Source organism: Streptomyces sp. CA-179760 (assembly GCF_050937045.1).
Lineage (GTDB): Bacteria > Actinomycetota > Actinomycetes > Streptomycetales > Streptomycetaceae > Streptomyces.
The window spans coordinates 1827953-1849450 of record NZ_JBNJLZ010000001.1; the positions used below are offsets into that span (position 1 = coordinate 1827953).

At 69.1% G+C, this 21498-nt stretch carries 17 protein-coding genes and 2 pseudogenes; 6 read left to right on the forward strand and 13 right to left on the reverse strand.

Features of this window, described 5'->3' with window-relative positions:
* Positions 1-9: 9 nt before the first annotated feature.
* The 8 genes from mltG to ACQEV8_RS08090 form a co-directional block, all read right to left on the reverse strand.
* Complete coding sequence (gene mltG, locus ACQEV8_RS08055; RefSeq protein ID WP_432958517.1) at positions 10-1734, reverse strand: endolytic transglycosylase MltG; 1725 nt, start codon at positions 1732-1734, stop codon at positions 10-12.
* Positions 1735-1855: 121 nt separating this feature from the next.
* A complete protein-coding gene (ruvX, locus tag ACQEV8_RS08060) occupies positions 1856-2320 on the reverse strand; it encodes a Holliday junction resolvase RuvX (RefSeq protein WP_382497604.1) in 465 nt (154 codons plus the stop codon).
* A 17-nt stretch (positions 2321-2337) separates the two neighbouring features.
* The gene (alaS, locus tag ACQEV8_RS08065) at positions 2338-5010 is read right to left on the reverse strand and encodes an alanine--tRNA ligase (protein ID WP_432958522.1); all 2673 of its coding nucleotides are present in this window, start codon (positions 5008-5010) and stop codon (positions 2338-2340) included.
* Complete coding sequence (locus ACQEV8_RS08070) at positions 5010-5360, reverse strand: hypothetical protein (RefSeq protein WP_432958524.1); 351 nt, start codon at positions 5358-5360, stop codon at positions 5010-5012. Before ACQEV8_RS08070 ends, alaS begins: the two co-directional genes overlap by 1 nt.
* A gap of 9 nt (positions 5361-5369) precedes the next feature.
* On the reverse strand, positions 5370-5810 hold the full coding sequence (locus ACQEV8_RS08075; protein ID WP_432958526.1) for a DUF948 domain-containing protein: 441 nt from the start codon (positions 5808-5810) through the stop codon (positions 5370-5372).
* 189 nt (positions 5811-5999) lie between these two features.
* Positions 6000-6614, reverse strand: coding sequence for a 30S ribosomal protein S4 (gene rpsD / locus ACQEV8_RS08080; protein ID WP_432958528.1), 615 nt, complete (start codon positions 6612-6614; stop codon positions 6000-6002).
* 314 nt (positions 6615-6928) lie between these two features.
* A complete protein-coding gene (locus ACQEV8_RS08085) occupies positions 6929-8281 on the reverse strand; it encodes a replication-associated recombination protein A (RefSeq protein WP_432958530.1) in 1353 nt (450 codons plus the stop codon).
* Between the two features lie 56 nt (positions 8282-8337).
* Positions 8338-8994, reverse strand: coding sequence for a vitamin K epoxide reductase family protein (locus ACQEV8_RS08090; protein ID WP_432958531.1), 657 nt, complete (start codon positions 8992-8994; stop codon positions 8338-8340).
* Between the two features lie 143 nt (positions 8995-9137).
* Here ACQEV8_RS08090 and ACQEV8_RS08095 point away from each other — a divergent pair, with 143 nt between their 5' ends.
* From ACQEV8_RS08095 to ACQEV8_RS08110, 4 genes and pseudogenes are all read left to right on the forward strand, one after another.
* Positions 9138-10004 (forward strand): ABC transporter ATP-binding protein, encoded by an 867-nt coding sequence (locus tag ACQEV8_RS08095; RefSeq protein WP_432958533.1) that lies wholly within the window; start codon positions 9138-9140, stop codon positions 10002-10004.
* Positions 10001-10846, forward strand: a complete 846-nt coding sequence (locus ACQEV8_RS08100) for an ABC transporter permease (protein WP_432958535.1) — start codon at positions 10001-10003, stop codon at positions 10844-10846. Before ACQEV8_RS08095 ends, ACQEV8_RS08100 begins: the two co-directional genes overlap by 4 nt.
* Positions 10843-12038 (forward strand): annotated as a pseudogene (locus ACQEV8_RS08105) (sensor histidine kinase). Before ACQEV8_RS08100 ends, ACQEV8_RS08105 begins: the two are co-directional and overlap by 4 nt.
* Positions 12035-12661 carry a response regulator gene (locus ACQEV8_RS08110; protein WP_432958537.1) on the forward strand — a complete coding sequence of 209 codons (627 nt, stop codon included), beginning with the start codon at positions 12035-12037 and terminating at the stop codon, positions 12659-12661. The pseudogene ACQEV8_RS08105 and the gene ACQEV8_RS08110 overlap by 4 nt, the downstream one beginning before the upstream one ends.
* 39 nt (positions 12662-12700) lie before the next feature.
* Here ACQEV8_RS08110 and hisS read toward each other — a convergent pair.
* Positions 12701-13962: pseudogene (hisS, locus tag ACQEV8_RS08115) on the reverse strand (histidine--tRNA ligase).
* A gap of 11 nt (positions 13963-13973) precedes the next feature.
* A complete protein-coding gene (locus ACQEV8_RS08120; RefSeq protein WP_215122620.1) occupies positions 13974-14681 on the reverse strand; it encodes an MBL fold metallo-hydrolase in 708 nt (235 codons plus the stop codon).
* 167 nt (positions 14682-14848) lie between these two features.
* Here ACQEV8_RS08120 and ACQEV8_RS08125 point away from each other — a divergent pair, with 167 nt between their 5' ends.
* Together ACQEV8_RS08125 and ACQEV8_RS08130 are read left to right on the forward strand one after the other, a co-directional pair.
* A complete protein-coding gene (locus tag ACQEV8_RS08125) occupies positions 14849-15694 on the forward strand; it encodes a peptidylprolyl isomerase (RefSeq protein ID WP_432958540.1) in 846 nt (281 codons plus the stop codon).
* Positions 15695-15828: 134 nt separating this feature from the next.
* Complete coding sequence (locus ACQEV8_RS08130; protein ID WP_432958543.1) at positions 15829-17058, forward strand: DUF349 domain-containing protein; 1230 nt, start codon at positions 15829-15831, stop codon at positions 17056-17058.
* A gap of 82 nt (positions 17059-17140) precedes the next feature.
* Here ACQEV8_RS08130 and relA read toward each other — a convergent pair whose 3' ends face one another.
* From relA to secF, 3 genes are all read right to left on the reverse strand, one after another.
* Entirely contained in the window at positions 17141-19657 is a 2517-nt protein-coding gene (gene relA / locus ACQEV8_RS08135; protein ID WP_432958546.1) for a GTP pyrophosphokinase, read from the reverse strand.
* Between the two features lie 194 nt (positions 19658-19851).
* Complete coding sequence (locus tag ACQEV8_RS08140) at positions 19852-20391, reverse strand: adenine phosphoribosyltransferase (protein WP_432958548.1); 540 nt, start codon at positions 20389-20391, stop codon at positions 19852-19854.
* Positions 20388-21497 (reverse strand): protein translocase subunit SecF, encoded by a 1110-nt coding sequence (secF, locus tag ACQEV8_RS08145; protein ID WP_432958550.1) that lies wholly within the window; start codon positions 21495-21497, stop codon positions 20388-20390. The genes ACQEV8_RS08140 and secF overlap by 4 nt, the downstream gene beginning before the upstream one ends.
* Position 21498: the final 1 nt, after the last annotated feature.

Genomic DNA, 21498 nt, shown 5'->3' on the forward strand with positions numbered 1-21498 from the left:
GGGTGTTCCTCAGTTGTTCCGCGAGGCGTTGAACTTGTCGACCAGCTTCTGGTGCTCGGCGTTGGTCTTGGTGAACTCACTGGTCTTGCCGTCCAGCGAGATGAAGTAGTACCAGCCGTCGTCCGTCGGGTTGAGGGCGCCCTTGATGGCGTCCTCTCCGGGGTTGTCGATCGGCCCGGGCGTCAGCCCCTTGTGGAAGTACGTGTTGTAGGGGTTGTCGTAGGTCCGCAGCTCGCTCAGGCTCAGGTCGATCTTGCTCTGGTTCTTGATGTAGTTGTACGTGGAGTCGAACTCCAGCAAGCCGTTGGTCTGCGGGTTTCCGGGCTTCATCCGGTTGTAGACGACCTCGGCCATCTTGCGGAAGTCGGCGTGGCTGGTGCCCTCGGCCTGAACCATGCTCGCGACCGTGATCAGCTGCCAGGGGTCTTCGAGGCCGAGGCTCGCGGCCTTCTTCTCCACTCCCAGCTTCTCGTACGTCGCGGTGGCCCGCGCCACCATCTGCTTCAGTACGCCTTCGGGCTTCTGCCCCTTGGCGATGCCGTAGCTGGACGGGTAGAGGAACCCTTCCAGCGGGTCCTTGACGTTCGGGTGGTTCAGCGCCCAGGCGGGCAGGCCGAGCTTCTTGTAGTCCTTCTTGGCGATCGCGGCGGTGGTGCCCTGCTTGACCTCCAGCCGCTTGTCGATGAGCCGGTAGATGTCGGCGTTGCGCTTGCCCTCGGCGATGATCAGGTTGTCGCGGCTCTCCGGGCTGAGCATCAGTTCGACCGCGCTGGCGGCAGACATTTGCTTCTGCAGCGTGTACACGCCGTCCTGGATGCTCTTGCCGTCGGGGTTGTCCCCCTGAGCCGCGACGAACGCGTCGACGCTCTTGACGACGCCGGCGTCCTTCAGCACCTGTCCGATCTCATAGCCGCCCGCTCCCCCGGGAATCTCGACGGTGACCTGCTTCCCGCTGCCGTCACCCGCGAAGTCCGGGGCGTCGCCGAAACGATCCTGGTAGAACTGGTAGCCGAAGTAACCGGCGCCTGCCACGCCTCCGCCGAGGATGAGGACGACCAGGAGGCAGGCCATTCCGCTGCGGCGCTTCTTGGGTTTGCCGCCGCGACCTCGCTGGTCATCGCGTCGGCGGCGGTCCCCCGGCTCGTCGCCGTCGTCATCGTCGTCGCCGCCCGCGAAGAAGGCGTGCTCGCCCTGGTCGGGTCCGGGGTCCCAGTCGGTCTCCGGCTCCGGCGGAGGCGGCTCGGCCCGGCGCCGGCCTGGCGGCTCCGGCGGTGGATACGCGTCGGGCGTGCCGTAGTAGTCGGACTGGCCCCCGCCGTAGCCGCCGGCCTGCTGCTGCCCGTACGGGTCGCCCGGGTCACCGGGATATGAGACCTGCTGGTGCCCTCCGGTGGCCCACCCGCCGTTGTCGTACGGCTGCTGGTGGTACCCCTGGTCCTGCGGGTGACCGTGGTCCCCCTGCCCCGGGTACTGCTGATGCCCGTGGGTCTGGGCCGCGTACTGCTGCTGGTCGTACTGGTAGTGCTGCTGCGCCTGACCGTATCCGGCCTGCTCACCGGTGCCCCAGTCGCCGTACTGCGGCTGCTGCGGCTGCTCTGGATAGTGCTGTGGCTGGCCGCCGTAGGGGGACTGCTGACCCGGGTGGGCCTGCTGTCCGCCCCATCCGCCGTCCCCGTACAACGGGTCCTCCGGATGCCACGGTTCGGAGCCTTGGCCCCGGCCATACTCAGTCATCGATCCCCTAGAGCCGCGAGGCGGCGGTCGCTCGGCTTCCGGCCGGGCTCCCGTCCGCCTCTCTCTGGTGCGTCAGCTGTTCGAACACCGGCGCATCGCGCGGAACGTTACCGTATCGCGATCAGATGACCACTTCGACGCCTTCGCCGGGTGCTTTACCTGACACCCGTTCGGATTCAAGCGCCTGCTGGAGGATGACCACCGCAGCTGCCTGGTCGATCACGGAACGGCCCTTCTTGGACTTCACACCGGAAGCGCGCAGTCCCTGGCTGGCCGTCACCGTGGTCATACGTTCGTCAATGAGTCTGACCGGAACCGGGGCGATCATGCGGGCCAGTTCCTGGACGAAGGCACGGACCTTGACCGCGGCCGGACCCTCGCCCCCCTTGAGGGAGCGTGGGAGACCGACGACGACCTCGAGCGGTTCGTATTCCTCGACGAGTTGCTTCAACCGCCGCTGAGCTGCGGGGATGTCACGCCCCGGGACCGTCTCCACCGGGGTGGCGAGGATCCCGTCGGGGTCGCACGAGGCGACCCCGATCCGGGCGTCCCCGACGTCGATCGCGAGTCGACGTCCTCTGCGCATGTGTCCTGACCCGTCTCTTACTTGGCCGTCTCGGCGACCAGGCGCTCCACGGCGTCCGTGGCCTCGCCGACGGCAGCCGGGTTCTGGCCGCCGCCCTGGGCGACGTCCGGCTTGCCGCCACCGCCGCCGCCGAGGGTCTTGGCGGCCGTACGGACCAGATCGCCGGCCTTGAGGCCCCGCTCGCGGGCGGCCTCGTTGGTGGCGATGACCGTCAGCGGCTTGCCGTTCGCCACCGTGAAGAGGGCGACCACGGCGGCCCGTCCGCCCTGGATGCGTCCGCGCACGTCGAGCACGAGCTTGCGCAGGTCGTCGGCGGTCGTGCCGTCCGGGACCTGACCGGTCACGACAGCAATGCCGCGCACGTCCTTGGCGGACTCGGCGAGACCGGCGGCGGCCTGGAGGACCTTCTCGGCGCGGAACTTCTCGATCTCCTTCTCGGCGTCCTTCAGCTTGCCGAGCATGGCGGAGACCTTCTCCAAGAGCTCCTCAGGACGGCCCTTGATCAGCTCCTGAAGCTGGGCGACGACCGTGTGCTCACGGGCGAGGAAGTTGTAGGCGTCGACACCGACCAGGGCCTCGATACGCCGGACACCGGAGCCGATGGATGATTCGCCGAGCAGCTTCACCAAGCCCAGCTGGGCGGTGTTGTGCACGTGCGTGCCGCCGCACAGCTCCTTGGAGAAGTCGCCGATGGTCACGACGCGCACGCGGTCGCCGTACTTCTCGCCGAACTCGGCGATGGCGCCGGCCTTCTTGGCATCGTCGATGCCCATGACCTCGGCCTGCACGTCGAGGTCGCGGGAGAGGACCTCGTTGATGCGCTGCTCGACGTCGGTCATCACTGCCGTGGGAACGGCGGACGGCGAGCCGAAGTCGAAGCGGAAGCGGCCGGGCTGGTTCTCGGAACCGGCCTGGGCGGCCGTCGGGCCGAGGGCGTCGCGCAGCGCCTGGTGGGTGAGGTGCGTGGCCGAGTGGGCGCGGGCGATGGCCGTGCGGCGACGGGAGTCGATCGAGGCGTGGGCCGTGGCGCCGACGGTGACCTCACCGACCTGGACGACGCCCTTGTGCACGTACACCCCCGGGACCGGCTTCTGGCAGTCGCGGATCTCGATGACGGCACCGGTGTCGACCTTGATCTTGCCGGTGTCGCCGATCTGGCCGCCGCCCTCGGCGTAGAACGGGGTGCGGTCGAGGACGATCTCGACCTCGTCGCCCTCGGTGGCGGCCGGGGAGGAGGCGCCGTCGACGAGGATGCCGACGATCCTCGACTCGCCCTCGGTGGCGGTGTAGCCGATGAAGTCGGTGGCACCCGCCCGGTCGGCGATCTCGCGGTAGGCGCCGGTGCCGGCGTGGCCGGTCTTCTTGGCCTGGGCGTCGGCCTTGGCGCGCTCCCGCTGCTCCTTCATCAGGCGGCGGAAGCCGTCCTCGTCCACGGAGAGGCCCTGCTCGGCGGCCATCTCAAGGGTGAGGTCGATCGGGAAGCCCCAGGTGTCGTGGAGCAGGAAGGCCTTGTCGCCGGGCAGGACGGTGCCGCCGGAGGACTTGGTGTCGGTGACGGCCGTGTCGAGGATGTTGGTGCCGGCCTTCAGCGTCTTGAGGAAGGCGTTCTCCTCGGCGAGGGCGACCTTCTCGATGCGCTCGCGGTCGGTGATGAGCTCGGGGTACTGCTGGCCCATCATGCCGATCACGGTGTCGATCAGGTCCTTGACGACCGGGCCGGTGGCACCGAGCAGGCGCATGTTGCGGATGGCGCGGCGCATGATGCGGCGCAGGACGTAACCGCGGCCTTCGTTGCCGGGGGTGACGCCGTCGCCGATGAGCATCACGGAGGTGCGCATGTGGTCGGTGACCACGCGCAGGGACACGTCCGAGTCGTGGGCGTCGCCGTACCGGACGCCGGTCAGCTCGGTGGCCTTCTCGATGACGGCCATCGAGGTGTCGATCTCGTACATGTTCTGCACGCCCTGCAGAATCATGGCGAGGCGTTCGAGGCCGAGGCCGGTGTCGATGTTCTTGCTGGGCAGGTCGCCGAGGATCTCGAAGTTGTCCTTGCCGATGCCCTCGCCGCGCTCGTACTGCATGAAGACGAGGTTCCAGATCTCCACGTACCGCTCGTCGTTGACCGCGGGGCCGCCCTCGACGCCGAACTCGGGGCCGCGGTCGTAGTTGATCTCGGAACAGGGACCGCACGGGCCGGGGACGCCCATGGACCAGTAGTTGTCCTTCATGCCGAGGCGCTGGATGCGCTCCTTCGGCACGCCGACGACCTCGTGCCAGATGCGCTCGGCCTCGTCGTCGTCCTTGTAGACGGTGATCCACAGGCGCTCGGGGTCGAGGCCGTAACCGCCCTTGTCCTGGGAGCCGGTGAGCAGCTCCCAGGCGTGCTTGATGGCGCCTTCCTTGAAGTAGTCGCCGAAGGAGAAGTTGCCGCACATCTGGAAGAACGTGCCGTGCCGGGTGGTCTTGCCGACCTCTTCGATGTCCGGCGTGCGGACGCACTTCTGCACGCTCGTGGCGCGGTCGAAGGGCGGCTTGACCTCACCCAGGAAGTAGGGCTTGAAGGGCACCATGCCGGCCGGGACGAGGAGCAGAGTCGGGTCGTCCGCGATGAGCGACGCCGAAGGGACGACGGTGTGACCGCGCTCCTCGAAGAAGCTCAACCAGCGGCGGCGAATCTCAGCCGACTCCATCAGTGGTCCTCATTCCGGTTGTACGAGTACGTCGTCCTGTCGCTGTCGACGGACTTCGGGTTGTTGCGGTTCTCGATGGCGGTGTACCGCCGGGGCGCGGGGAGTTCGGGGTCGCTGTTGATTCCGAGGACGTCCCCCAGCTCTTCTTCCCGCTGGGCCATGTTGTCCCGGACGTCGAGCGCGAAGTCGACCGCGCGGTCCTTGAGCCGGTGGCCGGCCTCGATCGCCTTGTTTCCCGCGGTTCTGGCGAGGCTCTCGGGCGTCAGCTGCTTCAGCTTGCGGTTGACCTTGGTGGTGGCCCACACGCCGGCGGCGACGCCCGTGGTGAACCAGAAGGTACGGCGGAACATCGCTTGCTCTCAGTCCTTCTTCCCTCGGGCGCCGCGTCGCGAGACGGTGCGGCCCACGATCACGGTACGCCTGGACGCCTTGGCGGGCACGTCCTCCTTGCGTCCGCCGAGGGCCCGGCGCACGCCGTAGCCGAAGGCGGCGACCTTGACCAGGGGGCCGCCGAAGGTGGAGGCGACGGTGGTCGAGAGCGCGGAGGCGTTCGATGTCACCTCCTGGACGTCGGAGGCGATCGAGTCGACCCGGTCGATCTGGGTCTGCGCGGAGCGCACCGCCGAGGAGGCATCGGCCAGCAGCGGGACGGCCTGGTCGGTCACATCCGCCACGAGTTTGGTGGTCGCCCTGAGCGTCTGGGCCAGCCTCGCCAGCGCGACGGCGAGGAAGGAGACCAGGATCGCCCAGAAGACGGCCACCAGGATTCCGGCCACCTCTCCACCGGACACTGTGTGCACCCGCTCCCTGAAACGTGCCTGAACATCTGCCTGAATACGAGAAAGTCGTGCCACGAGCCTATCGCGCCGGGGGTGCGGCTCCGCACCGGATTGCCGCCCGGCGACGGCGGATTCGCGAAAGCCCGCCGCCTCGCCCGACCGGAAGGGACGGGGAGACGGCGGGCTGTTGTACCGCGTGCCTGCCGAGGATCAGCGGGCGTAGTACTCGACGACGAGCTGCTCGTCGCAGATCACCGGGATCTCCTTGCGGTTCGGCTCGCGGTCCAGGCGGAACGCCAGGGCCTTGAGGTTCACCTGGAGGTAGCGCGGGGTCTCGCCGTCGGGGGCGAAGCCACCCTCACGGGCGATCGTGAAGAGCGTCTTCTCCTTGGAGCGCTCGCGCACCTGCACGACGTCGTCCGGACGGACACGGAAGGAGGGCTTGTCGACCTTCTTGCCGTTGACCGCGATGTGGCCGTGGACGACCATCTGGCGGGCCTGGTAGATCGTGCGAGCGATGCCCGAACGCAGGACCAGCGCGTCGAGACGGCGCTCGAGCTCGATGATCAGGGCCTCACCGGTCTTGCCCTGGACCTTGGAGGCGCGGTCGTAGGCGCGGACGAGCTGGCGCTCGGACACGTCGTACTGCGCGCGCAGACGCTGCTTCTCGAGCAGACGGACCTTGTAGTCCGAGTTCTGCTTGCGGCCGCGGCCGTGCTCACCCGGGGGGTAGGGACGGGCCTCGAAGTACTTGACGGCCTTCGGGGTCAGCGCGATGCCGAGGGCACGCGACTTCTTGACCTTGGGGCGGGGCTGGTTCGCCACTGTCTTTTTCTCTTTCCTGGTTTCCGGCTTGTCAGGGTTGAGGGAGGTCGCATCCGCAGCCGGGGAAACCCACACCGTCCTTGTCCTGGCGGACCTGCGGACGTGGTGGGCAGCCGCTCCCTGGTCTGGGCACATACGTGCAGCACGCGAGTGGCCCACCGGCCGGCCCCGTCCAAGGACGGGTGGTGGTGGGCTGCCCGCGACACCGTTCGACGGTGCGCGACGCTCCTGGAGCCGGTCCGAGGATCGGCTCCGGCCGACTGTCCCGTTCTGACTGCACGGGACGCGGCACTCCGGCCGAGTTTACAGGGTGCTCAGGACCGCTTTCGACCGAGGTTCTTCCGGGTCCATTCGACCGCGTCGGCGTAGCGGGCCTCCGCGCCGTGCCGGGTCGGTGTGTAGTACTCGCGGTCCTTGAGCGCGTCCGGGGCGTACTGCTGGGCGGCGATGCCCTCGGTCAGGTCGTGCGGGTAGACGTAGCCCTGGCCGTGGCCGATCTTGGTCGCGCCCTTGTAGTGGCTGTCGCGCAGGTGCGCGGGCACGGACCCGGCGTGGCCCTTGCGCACGTCCTCCAGGGCGGCGCCGATCGCGGTGGTCGCGGCGTTGGACTTGGGTGCCAGGGCGAGGGCGATCGTGGCGTGGCTGAGGGTGAGGGCGGCCTCGGGGAAGCCGATCATGGCGACGGCCTGGGCGGCGGCGACCGCGATCTGCAGGGCGTTCGGATCGGCCAGGCCGATGTCCTCGCTCGCGGAGATCATCAGGCGGCGGGCGATGAAACGGGGGTCCTCGCCGGCCTCGATCATCCGGGCCAGATAGTGCAGGGCGGCGTCGACGTCGGAGCCGCGGATGGACTTGATCAGGGCGCTGGCCACGTCGTAGTGCTGGTCGCCGTCGCGGTCGTACTTCACGGCGGCCCGGTCGACCGTCTCCTCCAGGGTGGTCAGGCCGATCTCCGTCTCGCCCTTGTCGAGGGCGGCTCCGGCGGCCGCTTCCAGGGCGGTGAGGGCGCGGCGGGCGTCCCCGCCTGCGATGCGCAGGAGGTGGCTCTCGGTCTCCTCGGGGAGGGCGACGGCGCCCTTGAGGCCGCGCTCGTCGGTGAGGGCACGCCGGACGAGGTCCTTGATGTCGTCGTCCGTGAGCGGTTCGAGGGTGAGCAGCAGGGAGCGGGACAGCAGGGGCGAGATCACCGAGAAGTACGGGTTCTCCGTCGTCGCCGCGATCAGCGTCACCCAGCGGTTCTCGACGGCCGGGAGCAGGGAGTCCTGCTGGGCCTTGCTGAAGCGGTGGATCTCGTCGAGGAAGAGGACGGTCTCCTTGCCGTAGCCGCCGGAGGCGCGGCGGGCGCCGTCGATGACCGCGCGGACCTCCTTGACGCCCGCGGTGATCGCCGACAGCTCGACGAAGCGGGCGTCGGTGGCCTTGGAGACGACGTACGCCAGGGTGGTCTTGCCGGTGCCGGGCGGGCCCCAGAGGATCACGGAGGAGGCACCGGCGGGGCCGGAGGCCTCGCCGACCAGTCTGCGCAGGGGCGAGCCCGGCTTCAGCAGATGCTGCTGTCCCACGACCTCGTCGAGGGTGCGCGGGCGCATCCGCACGGCCAGGGGGCTGCTGGACGGCTCCTTCTCCTGGCGTTCTTCTGCTGCGGCGGTGAACAGGTCGGGCTCCACGTCAGAAACCCTAAATCACGGCACTGACAATCCCGCGGGCCCCCGGGACGGCCGGGTCAGCTGGTCCAGAAGTCCCACCAGCGGGTCAGGATCAGCATGCCGATGATCCCGATGTGCAGTACGGGCAGGACCCAGGTGAACTCGCCGAAGAAGCTCTTGAGCCAGTTCGGGGCCGGCAGGAAGCCCTTGCGGATGTTGAACGACGTCACGTACCAGAACATGAGGATCGTCGCGACCCAGGCCAGGGAGCACCACAGGCACAGTGCGTTGATCCGGTACAGGGACTGGAACATCAGCCAGGCGCAGAAGACGACGCCGAACAGGCAGCCCGCGTTGAAGGTGAGCCAGTACCAGCGCGGGTAGCGGGCGCGGGCGAGGAGGCTGATGCCGACGGCGATGACGATGCCGTAGCAGACGAGGCCTAGCATCGGGTTCGGGAAGCCGAAGACGGCGGCCTGCTTGCTCTCCATGACGCTGCCGCAGGAGACGACGGGGTTGAGGCTGCAGCCGGGCGTGAACGTCTTGCCCTCGACCTTGGCCTCGAGGAGCTTGAACTTGTCGATCGTGATGACCCAGGCGGCGAGCAGTCCGGCCGCGCCGGTGATCACCAGCAGCAGGGCGAGGGCCCGGCTGCCGCCCTCGGTGCGGGGCGCGGTCTCGGCGCGCTCCGTCTCGGGCTCCATGGAGACGTCCTTGACTGTCGTCTTGCTCATCACGCCGATTCCGTCGCTTGAGGCCTGACCAACTTCGGGCATGGGCCATTGTGCCGCACACGGGGGTCCGTCCACCGTTCAGTGGACATAAGCATGTCCGCACGGTCGGCCCTGAACGCTCGGTTCCGGCCGACGATCGTCGAATGACAGCACACGGGTACGACCTCGCCGTGGACGTGCGGGGGCTGCGCAAGCGCTACGGGGACGTCACCGCCGTCGACGGCGTCGATCTCGGCATCCGGCGCGGCGAGGTGTTCGGCCTGCTGGGACCCAACGGCGCGGGCAAGAGCACCACAGTGGAGATCCTGCAGGGCAACCGGGCCCGGGACGCGGGCGAGGTCTCCGTGCTCGGGTCGGACCCGGCGAGCGCCACGCGCGCGTGGCGCTCACGCGTCGGAATCGTCTGGCAGGACGAATCCGCGCCCGGCGAGTTGACGGTCCGGGAGACCGTACGGCACTTCGCCCGCTACTACCCCCGGCCGCGCGACCCGGAGGAGATCATCGGCCTGGTCGGTCTGGAGGCCAAGGCGGACAGCCGGATCAAGGCGCTGTCGGGCGGTCAGCGCCGGCGCCTGGACGTGGCGCTCGGCGTGATCGGCGGCCCGGACCTGCTCCTCCTGGACGAGCCGACGACCGGGTTCGACCCGGCGGCCAGGCGGCAGTTCTGGTCCCTGATCCGCGCGCTGGCCGACGACGGCACGACGATCCTGCTGACCACCCATTACCTGGAGGAGGCGGAGGCCCTCGCGCACCGGCTGGCCATCGTCGCCAAGGGCCGGATCGTCGCCGAGGGCGAGCCGGGGGCGCTGCGGGAGCGGTTCGGCACCGAGGCCGTGGTCGAGTGGACGGAGCCGGACGGCACGCCGCGCGTGGCGCGCACCGGGACGCCGACCCGGACGATCGCCGGGCTCCTGCACCGCTTCGACGGCGAGATCCCGGGGCTGACGGTGAGCCGCCCCACGCTGGAGGACGTCTATCTCCGGCTCACCGGACAGGAGGACCTGGGATGACCGCGACCGTCGTGCGGGAGCGCGGTGAGGTCGGTGGCGAGCGGCTGCCCGGTGCCTGGGGGCTCGGGCTGGGGCGAGGCGCGCTGGAGATCAGGCAGTTCTTCCGGCAGCGCGACCAGGTGGTGTTCACCTTCGCCTTCCCGGTCGTGTTCCTGTTCCTGTTCGCGTCGATCTTCAAGGACGACGTGGAGGGCGCGGGCATCACCGCCTCGCAGTTGTACGTCCCGGCGATGATGGCCGCCGGCATCATGTCGACGAGCTTCCAGGCCCTCGGCATCTCGATCGCCGTCGAACGGCAGGACAAGGTGCTGCGCCGGCTGCGCGGCACGCCGATGCCGCCGACGGCGTATTTCCTGGGCAAGATCTGGCTCGTTCTTTTCACCGGGCTGCTGGAGACGGTGATCCTGCTCGCCGTCGGTACGACCCTGTACGACGTGGACCTGCCCTCGGACCCGGGCCGCTGGTTCGACCTGGCGTGGATCTTCGTGCTGGGGATCACGGCGTGCGCGCTGCTCGGCATCGCGATCAGTTCGGTCCCGAAGTCCGCGACAAGCGCCAGTTCCGTGGTCGTCCTGCCGTTCCTGGTGCTGCAGTTCATCTCAGGCGTGTACATCGCCATCGGCACCATCCCGGACTGGATGCTTGACGTCGGTGCGCTGTTCCCGCTGAAGTGGATGTGCCAGGGGCTGCGCGGGGTGTTCCTGCCGGAGTCGGCGCAGGTGCTGGAGCAGGCGGGCAGTTGGGAGCTCGGACGCGTGGCTCTGGTGCTCGCCGCGTGGTGCGTCGGAGGATTGGCGCTGTGCCTCCTGACGTTCCGCTGGAAGGACCGGCGCGAGGGATGAGCGATGCGGCGGATGCCGGCAGCGCTTACACCTGGGAGCGCTCGTTCCGGCTCTGGGACACGTACTTCGCGCTCATCTGGATGGCCACCGTGGCCTATGTGCTGGCCGCGGAGCATCCCGGCTGGCCGGTCCGTGCGATCGCCCCGGCGCTGCTCGTCCCGCTGGTGCCGCTTTATGTGATGGTCGGACGCCGGCTGATCCAGGGCGACCCGCCCGACCAGCGGCAGGCGATCGGTTATCTGACGGCGGCGCTGGCGCTGTTCCTGCCGTCAGCCGTCCTCGTCGGGGAGACGCGGCTGCTGACCTTCGCGCTGATCCCACAGTGCTTCATGACGCTGCGGTCGCGGTCGGCGCTGGTCGCCGTGTCCGTGATCAACCTCGTGCCCGTGGTGGGCTGGGCTCTGCTGTGGCGTCCCGAAGCCCGGGACGTGGTCTTCAATGTGCTGTTCTGCGTGGTCACACTGGTGTTCTCGGTGGCGCTCGGCATCTGGACCATCCGGATCATCGAACAGAGCCAGGAACGGGCCGAGTTGATCACGGAGCTGGACGCGAGTCGGCACGAGATCAGCCGGCTGTCCGAGGCCCACGGGGCACTGGCCGAGCGGGAGCGGCTGGCCCGGGAGATCCACGACACGCTCGCGCAGGGCTTCACGAGTCTGGTGATGCTGGTCCAGGCGGTCGAGGCGGAGCTGGATCATGACCTGCCCGAGGCGCGGCGGCATCTGCGGCTGATGGACGAGACGGCCCGGCAGAACCTCGCCGAGGCCCGGGCCCTGGTCGCCGGGGCGCTCCCGCCGACCTGGACGGCGCGACTCTGCCGGACGCGCTGCACCGGCTCACCGCGCGCCATGACGCGAGGCTGGAGGTGACCGGGCCGGTGCGGATGCTGCCCGCCGGACCCGAGGTGGTCGCGCTGCGCGCCTGCCAGGAGGCACTCGCCAACGCGCGCAAGCACGCGGGGAGTTCTGTGACGGTCGGCGTGTCGCTGGCGTACGCGGACGACTCACTCATGGTGTCCGTACGGGACGACGGCTGCGGTTTCGACCCGGCAGCGGTCCGCGGCGGATACGGTCTCGCGGGGCTGCGGGCCCGGACTGTCGAGGTGGGCGGGACCGCGGAGGTGCGCAGTGCCCCGGGTGAGGGCACTGCCGTCACCGTCCGGCTGCCGGTCGTGAGGAGGGAGTTGCCGTGATCCGGATCATCCTGGCCGACGACCATCCCGTCGTACGGGAGGGACTGCGGGCGATGCTCAGTGCCGAGTGGGACCTGGAGGTCGTCGCCGACGCGTCCAGCGGTCCTCAGGCGGAGGCGCTGGCGGTGGAGTTGCGGCCCGACATCGTGCTGATGGATCTGCGGATGCCGGGTGGTGGCGGTGTGGACTCCATCGTGCGGATGACGCGGGCCGGGCTGCCGTGCCGGGTGGTCGTGCTGACGACGTACGAGACCGACCGGGACATCCTGCGGGCGGTGGAGGCCTGGGCCGCGGGCTATCTGCTGAAGGACCTGCCGCGTGCGGAGCTGGCGGATGCCGTACGGGCGGCCGCCCGGGGTGAGACGGTGCTGGCGCCGTCCGTGGCGGCCCGGCTGGTCGACCAGTTGCGGACGAAGCCGGAGCGGCCGCGGCTGTCGGAGCGCGAGACGGCCGTACTGCGCCTGGTGGCCGAGGGCTGCACGAACGCGGAGATCGGACGCCGGTTGTTCATCGGGGAGTCGACGGTGAAGACGTATCTGCTGCGGATCTTCGGCAAGCTGGGGGTGGACGACCGGACGGCGGCCGTCACCAGCGCGATGCGGTACGGGCTGCTGGAGCAGTGAGGAAGGCGCCGGGTGACCTCCGGCGCCTTCGCGCTCACGTCAGCCCAGCCGGGCTTCCAGCTCTGCCACGATCTCGTTCACGCCCACCGCCGTCTGCTCGCCCGACTCCATGTCCTTGAGCTGGACGATGCCCTCGGCAAGGTCCCTCTCCCCCGCCACGACCGTGTAGCGGGCGCCGCTGCGGTTGGCGTTCTTCATGGCGCCCTTGAGGCCCTTGGCGCCGTAGGAGAAGTCGGCCGCGATGCCGTTCTTGCGGAGTTCTGTGACCTTGGCGAACAGGACCCGGCGGGCCTCCTCGCCCAGCGGGACGGCGAACACGCTGGTGGTGGCGGGGAGTTCGAGTTCGACGCCCTCCGCCTCCAGGGCGAGGACCGTGCGGTCGACTCCGAGGGCCCAGCCGACGGACGGCAGGGCCGGGCCGCCGATCATCTCGGAGAGACCGTCGTAACGGCCGCCGCCGCCCACCGCGGACTGGGAGCCCAGGCCGTCGTGGACGAACTCGAAGGTGGTGCGGGTGTAGTAGTCCAGACCGCGGACCAGTTTCACGTCGTCCTCGAAGGCGACGCCCGCCGCCGTGATCAGCTCGCGGACCTCCTCGTGGTACGCCTTGCACGCGTCGCAGAGGTAGTCGCGAAGGAGCGGGGCGTCGCCCAGCTGCTTCTGGACCGCCTCCCGCTTGTCGTCGAGGACGCGCAGGGGTTGATCTCCGCACGGCGCAGGGTGTCCTCGTCCAGGTCCAGGCCGCGCAGGAAGTCCTGCAGCGCCGTCCGGTACACCGGGCGGCACTCCTGGTCGCCAAGGCTGTTGAGCAGGATCCGGAAGTCGCTCAGGCCCAGCGAGCGGTACGCCTGGTCGGCCAGGATGATCAGCTCGGCGTCCAGCGCCGGGTCCTCCGCGCCGATCGCCTCGGCACCGACCTGGGAGAAGTGGCGGTAGCGGCCCTTCTGCGGACGCTCGTAGCGGTAGTACGAGCCGGAGTACCAGAGCTTGACCGGGAGGTTGCCCGCCTTGTGCAGGTTGGCCTCCAGCGCGGCGCGGAGGACGGACGCCGTTCCTTCGGGGCGCAGGGCCAGCCTGTCGCCGCCCTTGGTCTCGAAGGCGTACATCTCCTTCGTCACGATGTCCGTCGACTCGCCGACACCGCGTGCGAAGAGCTCGACGTTCTCGAAGCCCGGCGTCTCGATGTAGCCGTATCCGGAGTCCCGCAGCGGAGCGGCGATCGCCTCACGCACCGCCAGGTACTTCGCGGAGTCCGGCGGAATCAGGTCGTACGTGCCCTTGGGGGCCTTGAAGGTGCTCACGGAAGGTCTCGTCACATTCCTCGTCGGGGAGCGGGCTGAGCTCCCTGGCCGGCGGCCACCTGCCGCAGATACGGGTTGGTGGCGCGCTCCTGGCCGATGGTCGTCTGGGGGCCGTGGCCGGACAGCACCACGGTCGAGTCGTCGAGCGGCAGGCACACGCGGCCCAGCGAGTCGAGCATCTCGGCCATGTCACCGCCGGGCAGGTCCGTGCGCCCGATGGAGCCGGCGAACAGCAGGTCGCCCGAGAAAAGGATCGGCGGGATGTCCGCCGCCTCGGGCATGCCGAAGGTCACCGACCCCTTGGTATGGCCGGGCGCGTGCGCGACGGACAGCTCCAGGCCCGCCAGCTCCAGCTTCGCCCCGTCGGCCAGCTCCTTGACGTCGTCCGGCTCCCCCACTGTCAGCTCGCCCAGGAGCGGCATCCCGATGGAACGGCCGATCCCCTTCTCGGGGTCGTTCATCATGTACCGGTCGTCGGGGTGGATCCACGCCGGCACGTCGTGCGCGCCGCACACCGGGACGACCGAGGCCACGTGGTCGATGTGGCCGTGGGTGAGGACGACGGCGACGGGCTTGAGCCGATGCTTTCTGATCGCTTCCTCGACGCCGTCGGCGGCCTGATGGCCGGGGTCGATGATCACGCACTCCTCACCGGCGGCGGGGGCGACGAGATAGCAGTTCGTCCCCCAGGCCCCGGCGGGGAACCCGGCAATGAGCACGATCGTCCTTCGTTGTGTCGATACGGGAGGCTGCGGCTGGTGACAGAGCCTACCGGCGCTGCCGATTCCTCAGCGAACCCATATACGGTACGGGGCACACGCGGGCGCTCGGCACACAGGACGCACGCGTACCGGTCGACGTTCGAGACCCATGAGGAGAGAACCCGGTGGTCAGCCAGGAACAGCGGCGGCGTCAGCTCGCCCGGGAGAAGTTCTTGCGGCAGCAGCAGCGACGCACGGACGCGCGACGCAAGGCCCGTATCCGCAACTCCGTGATCGCCTCGACTCTCGGCGTGATCGTGGTGCTCTCGGTGACGGTCTTTCTGACCAAGCCGTTCGAGGACGACGGCAAGACGGAGAACGCGAACGCGGACGTCACGCCGAGCGCCACGCCCAGCAAGGCCCCGGACCCGTGCGAGAAGCCCGCCGCGGGCAAGGTCAAGTCGCAGACCTGGAAGAAGGAACCTGCGATGTCGATCGACGAGTCGGCGAAGTACACGATGAAGCTGGACACGACGTGCGGTGAGATAGACGTAGCGTTGAAGGCGTCGGCGGCGCCGCACACCGTTAACTCGTTCAACTACCTTCTCGGCAAGGGGTACTTGGACCACAGCAAGTGCCACCGGCTCACCAATCAGGGCATCTACGTCCTGCAGTGCGGTGACCCGCAGGGCACTGGCATGGGCGGACCCGGCTACACGATCCCGGACGAGAACCTCAAGGACAAGAGCCTCAAGGGCGGGGTGTACCCGGCGGGCACGGTCGCGATGGCGAACCAGTACAACGCCCAGACGAAGCAGGGGCGGGACAGCGGCGGCAGCCAGTTCTTCCTCGTCTACCAGGACAGTGAGCTGCCGCCCGACTACACACCGTTCGGTACGGTGACCGAGTCGGGCATGAAGGTCCTGACGAAGATCGCCAAGGCTGGGGCGCAGCCCGCCGACCCTCAGACGGGCACCACGGCGCCCAATGCGACGGTCGTGATCAACAAGGCCACGATCACGAAATCCTGACCCTCAACTGCGAAATTTCGGTCGCGCGGGATGCGGACACGCCCCCGCCGGTCGCCTATGTTGGCCGTGACGAAACTGTGGACGATGCCCGGGGGTGCTGAGGCCCCTCGCAGGCATCATGTGGAGGAGGCGCTGTGAGCAGCGACCCGTGGGGCCGCGTCGACGAGACGGGGACCGTGTACGTGCGTACGGCCGACGGCGAGCAGGTTGTCGGCTCTTGGCAGGCGGGCACTCCCGAAGAGGCGCTGGCCTATTTCGAGCGCAAGTACGAGGGCCTGGTTGTCGAGATCGGCCTCCTCGAGAAGCGAGTGAAGACCACCGACCTGTCGGCCAAGGACGCCCAGGTCGCCATCGACCACATCCGGGAGCAGGTCGACGCGCACCACGTGGTGGGCGACCTGGATGCGCTGCGGGTCCGGCTGGACAAGCTCGTGGAGCGGGTGGAGGCGCGCCGCGAGGAGCGCAAGGCGCAGCGGGCCCGGCAGTCCGACGAGGCACGCAAGTCCAAGGAGGCGCTGGTCGCCGAGGCGGAGGAGCTGTCGCAGTCCGACCAGTGGCGGGCGGCCGGTGAGCGGCTGCGGGCCCTGGTGGACACCTGGAAGGGCCTGCCGCGCCTGGACCGGAAGTCCGACGACGACCTGTGGCACCGGTTCTCGCACGCGCGGTCGGCGTTCTCCAAGCGGCGCAAGCAGCACTTCGCGCAGCTCGACTCCCAGCGCGAGGAGGCGCGGCGGACCAAGGAACGGCTGGTCTCCGAGGCCGAGGCGCTGTCGAACTCGACGGACTGGGGTGTGACGGCAGCGCGCTACCGCGAGCTGATGGCCGAGTGGAAGGCCGCGGGCCGTGCGCAGCGTGAGCACGAGGACGATCTGTGGAACCGCTTCCGCGGCGCCCAGGACGTCTTCTTCGCGGCCCGCAGCTCGGTCTTCGCCGAGCGGGACGCCGAGCAGGCGGAGAACCTGAAGCTCAAGGAGGAGCTGGCCGAGGAGGCCGAGAAGCTCCTGCCGGTCACGGACCTGAAGGCGGCCCGGGCCGCCTTCCGATCCGTCAACGAGCGCTGGGAGGCCATCGGCCACGTGCCGCGGGACGCGCGGCCCAAGGTCGAGGGCCGGATGCACGCCGTCGAGCGGGCCCTGCAGGAATCCGAGGAGACCGAGTGGCGCCGGACGAACCCGGAGGCACGCGCGCGTGCCGAGGGTCTGACCGGTCAGCTCCAGGCCGCCGTGGACAAGCTGCGGGGCCAGGTCGAGCAGGCCCGCGCGCAGGGCAACAACGCCAGGGCCGACAAGCTCGAGCGTGAGCTCGAGGGCCGCCAGGCGCTGCTGGACCAGGCGCAGAAGGGTCTGCAGGAGTTCGGAGGCTGATCAGCCGGTCGGAAGAGGGCCCCGTACCTGCCGTACGGGGCCCTCTTTCACGTGATCTTTCGCGTGATCTTTCGCGTGGTCGTCACGACCTGCTGCGCGCCGACGTCACCCGGTACACGTCGTAGACGCCCTCCACGCCCCGGACCGCCTTCAGCACATGGCCGAGATGCTTCGGGTCGCCCATCTCGAAGGTGAAGCGGGAGGTGGCGACACGGTCGCGGGAGGTCTGGACGGCCGCGGAGAGGATGTTGACGTGCTGGTCGGAGAGCACGCGTGTGACGTCCGACAGCAGCCGGGAGCGGTCCAGCGCCTCGACCTGGATGGCGACCAAAAAGACCGAGGACTGGGTGGGCGCCCACTCGACCTCGAGGATGCGCTCGGGCTCGCGGGAGAGTGACTCCACGTTCACACAGTCGTTGCGGTGAACCGATACGCCACTGCCCCGGGTGACGAAGCCGATGATGGGGTCGCCGGGGACGGGCGTACAGCAGCGGGCCAGTTTCACCCACACGTCGTCGACGCCCTTCACGACGACGCCCGGGTCGGCGCTGGAGCGGCGTTTGCGACTGCGTCCGTGGGCCGGCGGGACCGACTCGTCGATCTCCTCGGTGGCGGCCTCCTCGCCGCCGAGGGCCTGGACGAGCTTCTGCACGATGTTCTGCGCGGAGACATGGCCCTCGCCGATCGCCGCGTACAGCGCGGAGATGTCCGCGTAGCGCATCTCGTGCGCGAGGGTCACCAGGGAATCGCCGGTCAGGATGCGCTGGATCGGCAGGTTCTGCTTGCGCATCGCGCGGACGATGGCGTCCTTGCCCTGCTCGATCGCCTCGTCGCGGCGCTCCTTGGAGAACCAGGCCCGGATCTTGTTGCGGGCGCGCGGTGACTTGACGAAGCCGAGCCAGTCGCGGGAGGGGCCGGCGCCTGCCGCCTTGGAGGTGAAGACCTCGACCAGGTCGCCGTTGTCGAGGGTGGATTCGAGCGGGACCAGGCGGCCGTTGACGCGGGCGCCGATCGTGCGGTGCCCGACCTCCGTGTGGACCGCGTACGCGAAATCGACCGGGGTGGCACTGGCGGGGAGCGCTATGACGTCGCCCTTGGGGGTGAAGACGAAGACCTCGTTGCGGGAGAGGTCGAAGCGCAGGGACTCCAGGAACTCGCCCGGGTCCTCGGTCTCCTTCTGCCAGTCCAGCAGCTGGCGCAGCCAGGCCATGTCGTTGAGATGGTCGTCCTTGCTCTTGCCGGACGACTTGGGGGCGTCGGTGCGTACCTTCGAGGCGCCGGCGACGGCCTCCTGCTTGTACTTCCAGTGCGCGGCGATGCCGTACTCGGCGCGGCGGTGCATGTCGAAGGTGCGGATCTGCAGCTCGACGGGCTTGCCGCCGGGGCCGATCACCGTCGTGTGCAGCGACTGGTACATGTTGAACTTGGGCATCGCGATGTAGTCCTTGAACCGGCCGGGGACCGGGTTCCATCGCGCGTGCACCGTGCCGAGGGCCGCGTAGCAGTCGCGGACGGTGTCCACGAGGACGCGGATGCCCACCAGGTCGTAGATCTCCGCGAAGTCACGGCCGCGGACGATCATCTTCTGGTAGACGCTGTAGTAGTGCTTGGGGCGTCCGGTGACGGTCGCCTTGATACGAGCCGCCCGCAGGTCCTGCTGGACCTCGTCGGTGACGATGGCCAGGTACTCGTCGCGCTTCGGTGCCCGCTCGGCCACCAGCCGTACGATCTCGTCGTACATCTTGGGGTAGAGGATCGCGAAGGCGAGGTCCTCCAGCTCCCACTTGATGGTGTTCATGCCGAGGCGATGGGCGAGCGGCGCGTAGATCTCCAGGGTCTCGCGCGCCTTCTTCTCCTGCTTCTCGCGCTTGAGGTAGCGCATGGTGCGCATGTTGTGCAGGCGGTCGGCGAGCTTGATGACCAGGACGCGGGGGTCCTTGGCCATGGCGACGACCATCTTGCGCACGGTCTCGGCCTGGGCCGCCTCGCCGAACTTGACCTTGTCGAGCTTGGTGACGCCATCGACGAGCAGGGTGACGACGTCGCCGAAGTCACGGCGCAGGTCGTCCAGGCCGTACTCGGTGTCCTCGACCGTGTCGTGCAGCAGTCCGGCCATCAGCGTGGCCGGATCCATGCCCAGCTCGGCGAGGATGGTGGTCACGGCGAGGGGGTGCGTGATGTACGGGTCGCCGCTCTTGCGCTTCTGACCGCGGTGCCAGCGCTCGGCGACCTGGTAGGCCTTCTCGATCTGGCGGAGCGTGGCGGTCTCGATCTTCGGGTCGTTGCCGCGCACTATCCGCAGCAGCGGCTCCAGCACCGGGTTGTACGGGTTGGCGCGCTGGACGCCGAGCCGGGCGAGGCGGGCACGGACACGGTTGGAGGAGCCGGTGCGGGCGGGCTGGCCGCCGGCCTGGCGCACCGCGGGAGGGGCCGGCTTGGGGCGCGACTGCTCCGCGGTCTTGTCGACGGGCGCCGACTGGGCGTGCTCGACCGGCCCGCGGGCGTCGTTCTTCGCGTGCGGCGCGTTCGGCGCGGGCTTCGCCGCTGCCGAGGCGGACTCGGGCTTGGCGGCGGTCAGGTGCTGGGCCTCGTCTGACAAGAGGGCTCCTCGTGCGCGTTCCGGGTCCCCCGGTCAGGCTCCGGAGACCCCATGGTAGCCATCCTGTGCCCCAGGATCGCCTTCAGGCCAATGTGAGGACCGTCTACCCCGAGAACGTGAGAGGCGGGCACCGGATTCCTCCGGGCCCGCCTCCGCGGTGTCCTGCCGGTGTCCACCGGGCTGCTGTGGGCTTGTCAGACCGTGAGCAGTGCCTTGAGCGGCGCACCGCGCAGCGCCGGTTCCAGACGGGCCCGGCCGCTGAGAAAACCGAGCTCCATGAGGACGGCGAGACCGGCGACCTCGGCGCCGGCCCGGCGGATGAGCTGGACCGAGGCCTCGGCGGTGCCGCCGGTGGCAAGGACGTCGTCGACGATCAAAACGCGGTCGTCGGCGACCAGGTCCTCGGCGTGCACCTCGATCTCGGCCGAGCCGTACTCCAGGTCGTAGGCCTGGCCGAGGGTGGCTCCGGGGAGCTTGCCCGCCTTGCGTACGGGGATGAAGCCGAGGCCGGCGCGGACGGCGACCGGGGCGCCGAGGATGAAGCCGCGCGCCTCGAGACCGACGATCTTGGTGGCACCGGCCTCCTCGGCGATCTCGGCGAGGGCATCGGTGAGCGCGGTGAACGCCGCCGGGTCCGCCAGGAGCGGGGTGATGTCCTTGAACATCACGCCCGGCTCCGGGTAGTCGGCCACGTCCCTGATGCGGCTGAGCAGCAGTTCCTTGATGTCGGTCATCGGCGCTTCCCCGAGGGGCGGCCCCGGCCGCGGTTGCGGGACGCGGGCTGGTTGCGCGGGCCGACGACAGCCGGAGCGACGTCCTCGGGCTCGTCGGCGTAGGCCTCGTCCCCGGTCTCCGTCTGAGGCGTCTCACCCTTGGCGGCCCGCTTGGCCAGGACGCGCTTCTTCAGGGCCTTCATCTGCGGCTCGCGCTCCTTGAGGTCGGCGACGAGCGGCGTGGCGATGAAGATCGAGGAGTACGCGCCGGCGGCGAGACCGACGAACAGCGACAGCGAGATGTCGTTCAGCATGCCGGCGCCGAGGACACCGCCACCGATGAACAGCAGGCCCGCGACCGGCAGCAGCGCGACCACCGTGGTGTTGATGGAGCGGACCAGGGTGCTGTTGATCGAGCGGTTGGCGACGTCGCTGTAGGTCCAGCGGGTCTGCTTGGTGATGTCCTTGGTCTGTTCCTTGAGGCTGTCGAAGACCACGACCGTGTCGTAGAGCGAGTAGCCCAGGATGGTGAGCAAGCCGATCACCGTGCCGGGCGTGACCTCGAAGCCGACGAGGGCGTAGATGCCGACCGTGATGGTGATGTCGTGGATCAGTGCGACGAAGGCGGCGATGGCCATGCGCCACTCGAAGGCGATCGCCAGATAGATCACCACGAGGACCAGGAAGATACCGAGCCCCTGCCAGGCCTTGTTGGCGATCTGCTCACCCCAGCTGGGGCCGACCAGTTCGGCGTTGATCTGCTCCGTGTCGATCTTGAGGTCGTCGGCGAGCGTGTTCTTGATCTTGTTTGCCGCGTCGGTGTCGATCCCCGCGACCTGGATACGCATGCTGCCGTCGCCGAGCTTCTGGACGATCGCGTCGTGGCCGGAGGCCTCTTCCGCGTACTCCTCCGCCTGGGACACCGAGGCGCTGGTGTTCTTCGGGGTGTTGAAGACTGCGCCGCCCTGGAACTCGATGCCCATGTTCAGGCCGCGCACCGCCAGGCCGGCGATGGCCAGGATGGTGATCAGGATGGAGACGCCGTACCAGATCTTGCGGTTCTTGACGAAGTCGTAGCCGACCTCGCCGCGGTGGAGTCGGGCGCCGAGGTTGCCGAGTTTCGACATC

Bases quoted from the DNA above. Each gene is read 5' to 3' on its own strand.
- ACQEV8_RS08090 (WP_432958531.1), bottom strand. From the start codon at position 8,994: ATGAGCAAGACGACAGTCAAGGACGTCTCCATGGAGCCCGAGACGGAG.
- secF (WP_432958550.1), bottom strand. From the start codon at position 21,497: ATGTCGAAACTCGGCAACCTCGGCGCCCGACTCCACCGCGGCGAGGTC.
- ACQEV8_RS08095 (WP_432958533.1), top strand. From the start codon at position 9,138: ATGACAGCACACGGGTACGACCTCGCCGTGGACGTGCGGGGGCTGCGC.
- ruvX (WP_382497604.1), bottom strand. From the start codon at position 2,320: ATGCGCAGAGGACGTCGACTCGCGATCGACGTCGGGGACGCCCGGATC.
- ACQEV8_RS08140 (WP_432958548.1), bottom strand. From the start codon at position 20,391: ATGACCGACATCAAGGAACTGCTGCTCAGCCGCATCAGGGACGTGGCC.
- ACQEV8_RS08070 (WP_432958524.1), bottom strand. From the start codon at position 5,360: ATGTTCCGCCGTACCTTCTGGTTCACCACGGGCGTCGCCGCCGGCGTG.
- alaS (WP_432958522.1), bottom strand. From the start codon at position 5,010: ATGGAGTCGGCTGAGATTCGCCGCCGCTGGTTGAGCTTCTTCGAGGAG.
- ACQEV8_RS08100 (WP_432958535.1), top strand. From the start codon at position 10,001: ATGACCGCGACCGTCGTGCGGGAGCGCGGTGAGGTCGGTGGCGAGCGG.
- mltG (WP_432958517.1), bottom strand. From the start codon at position 1,734: ATGACTGAGTATGGCCGGGGCCAAGGCTCCGAACCGTGGCATCCGGAG.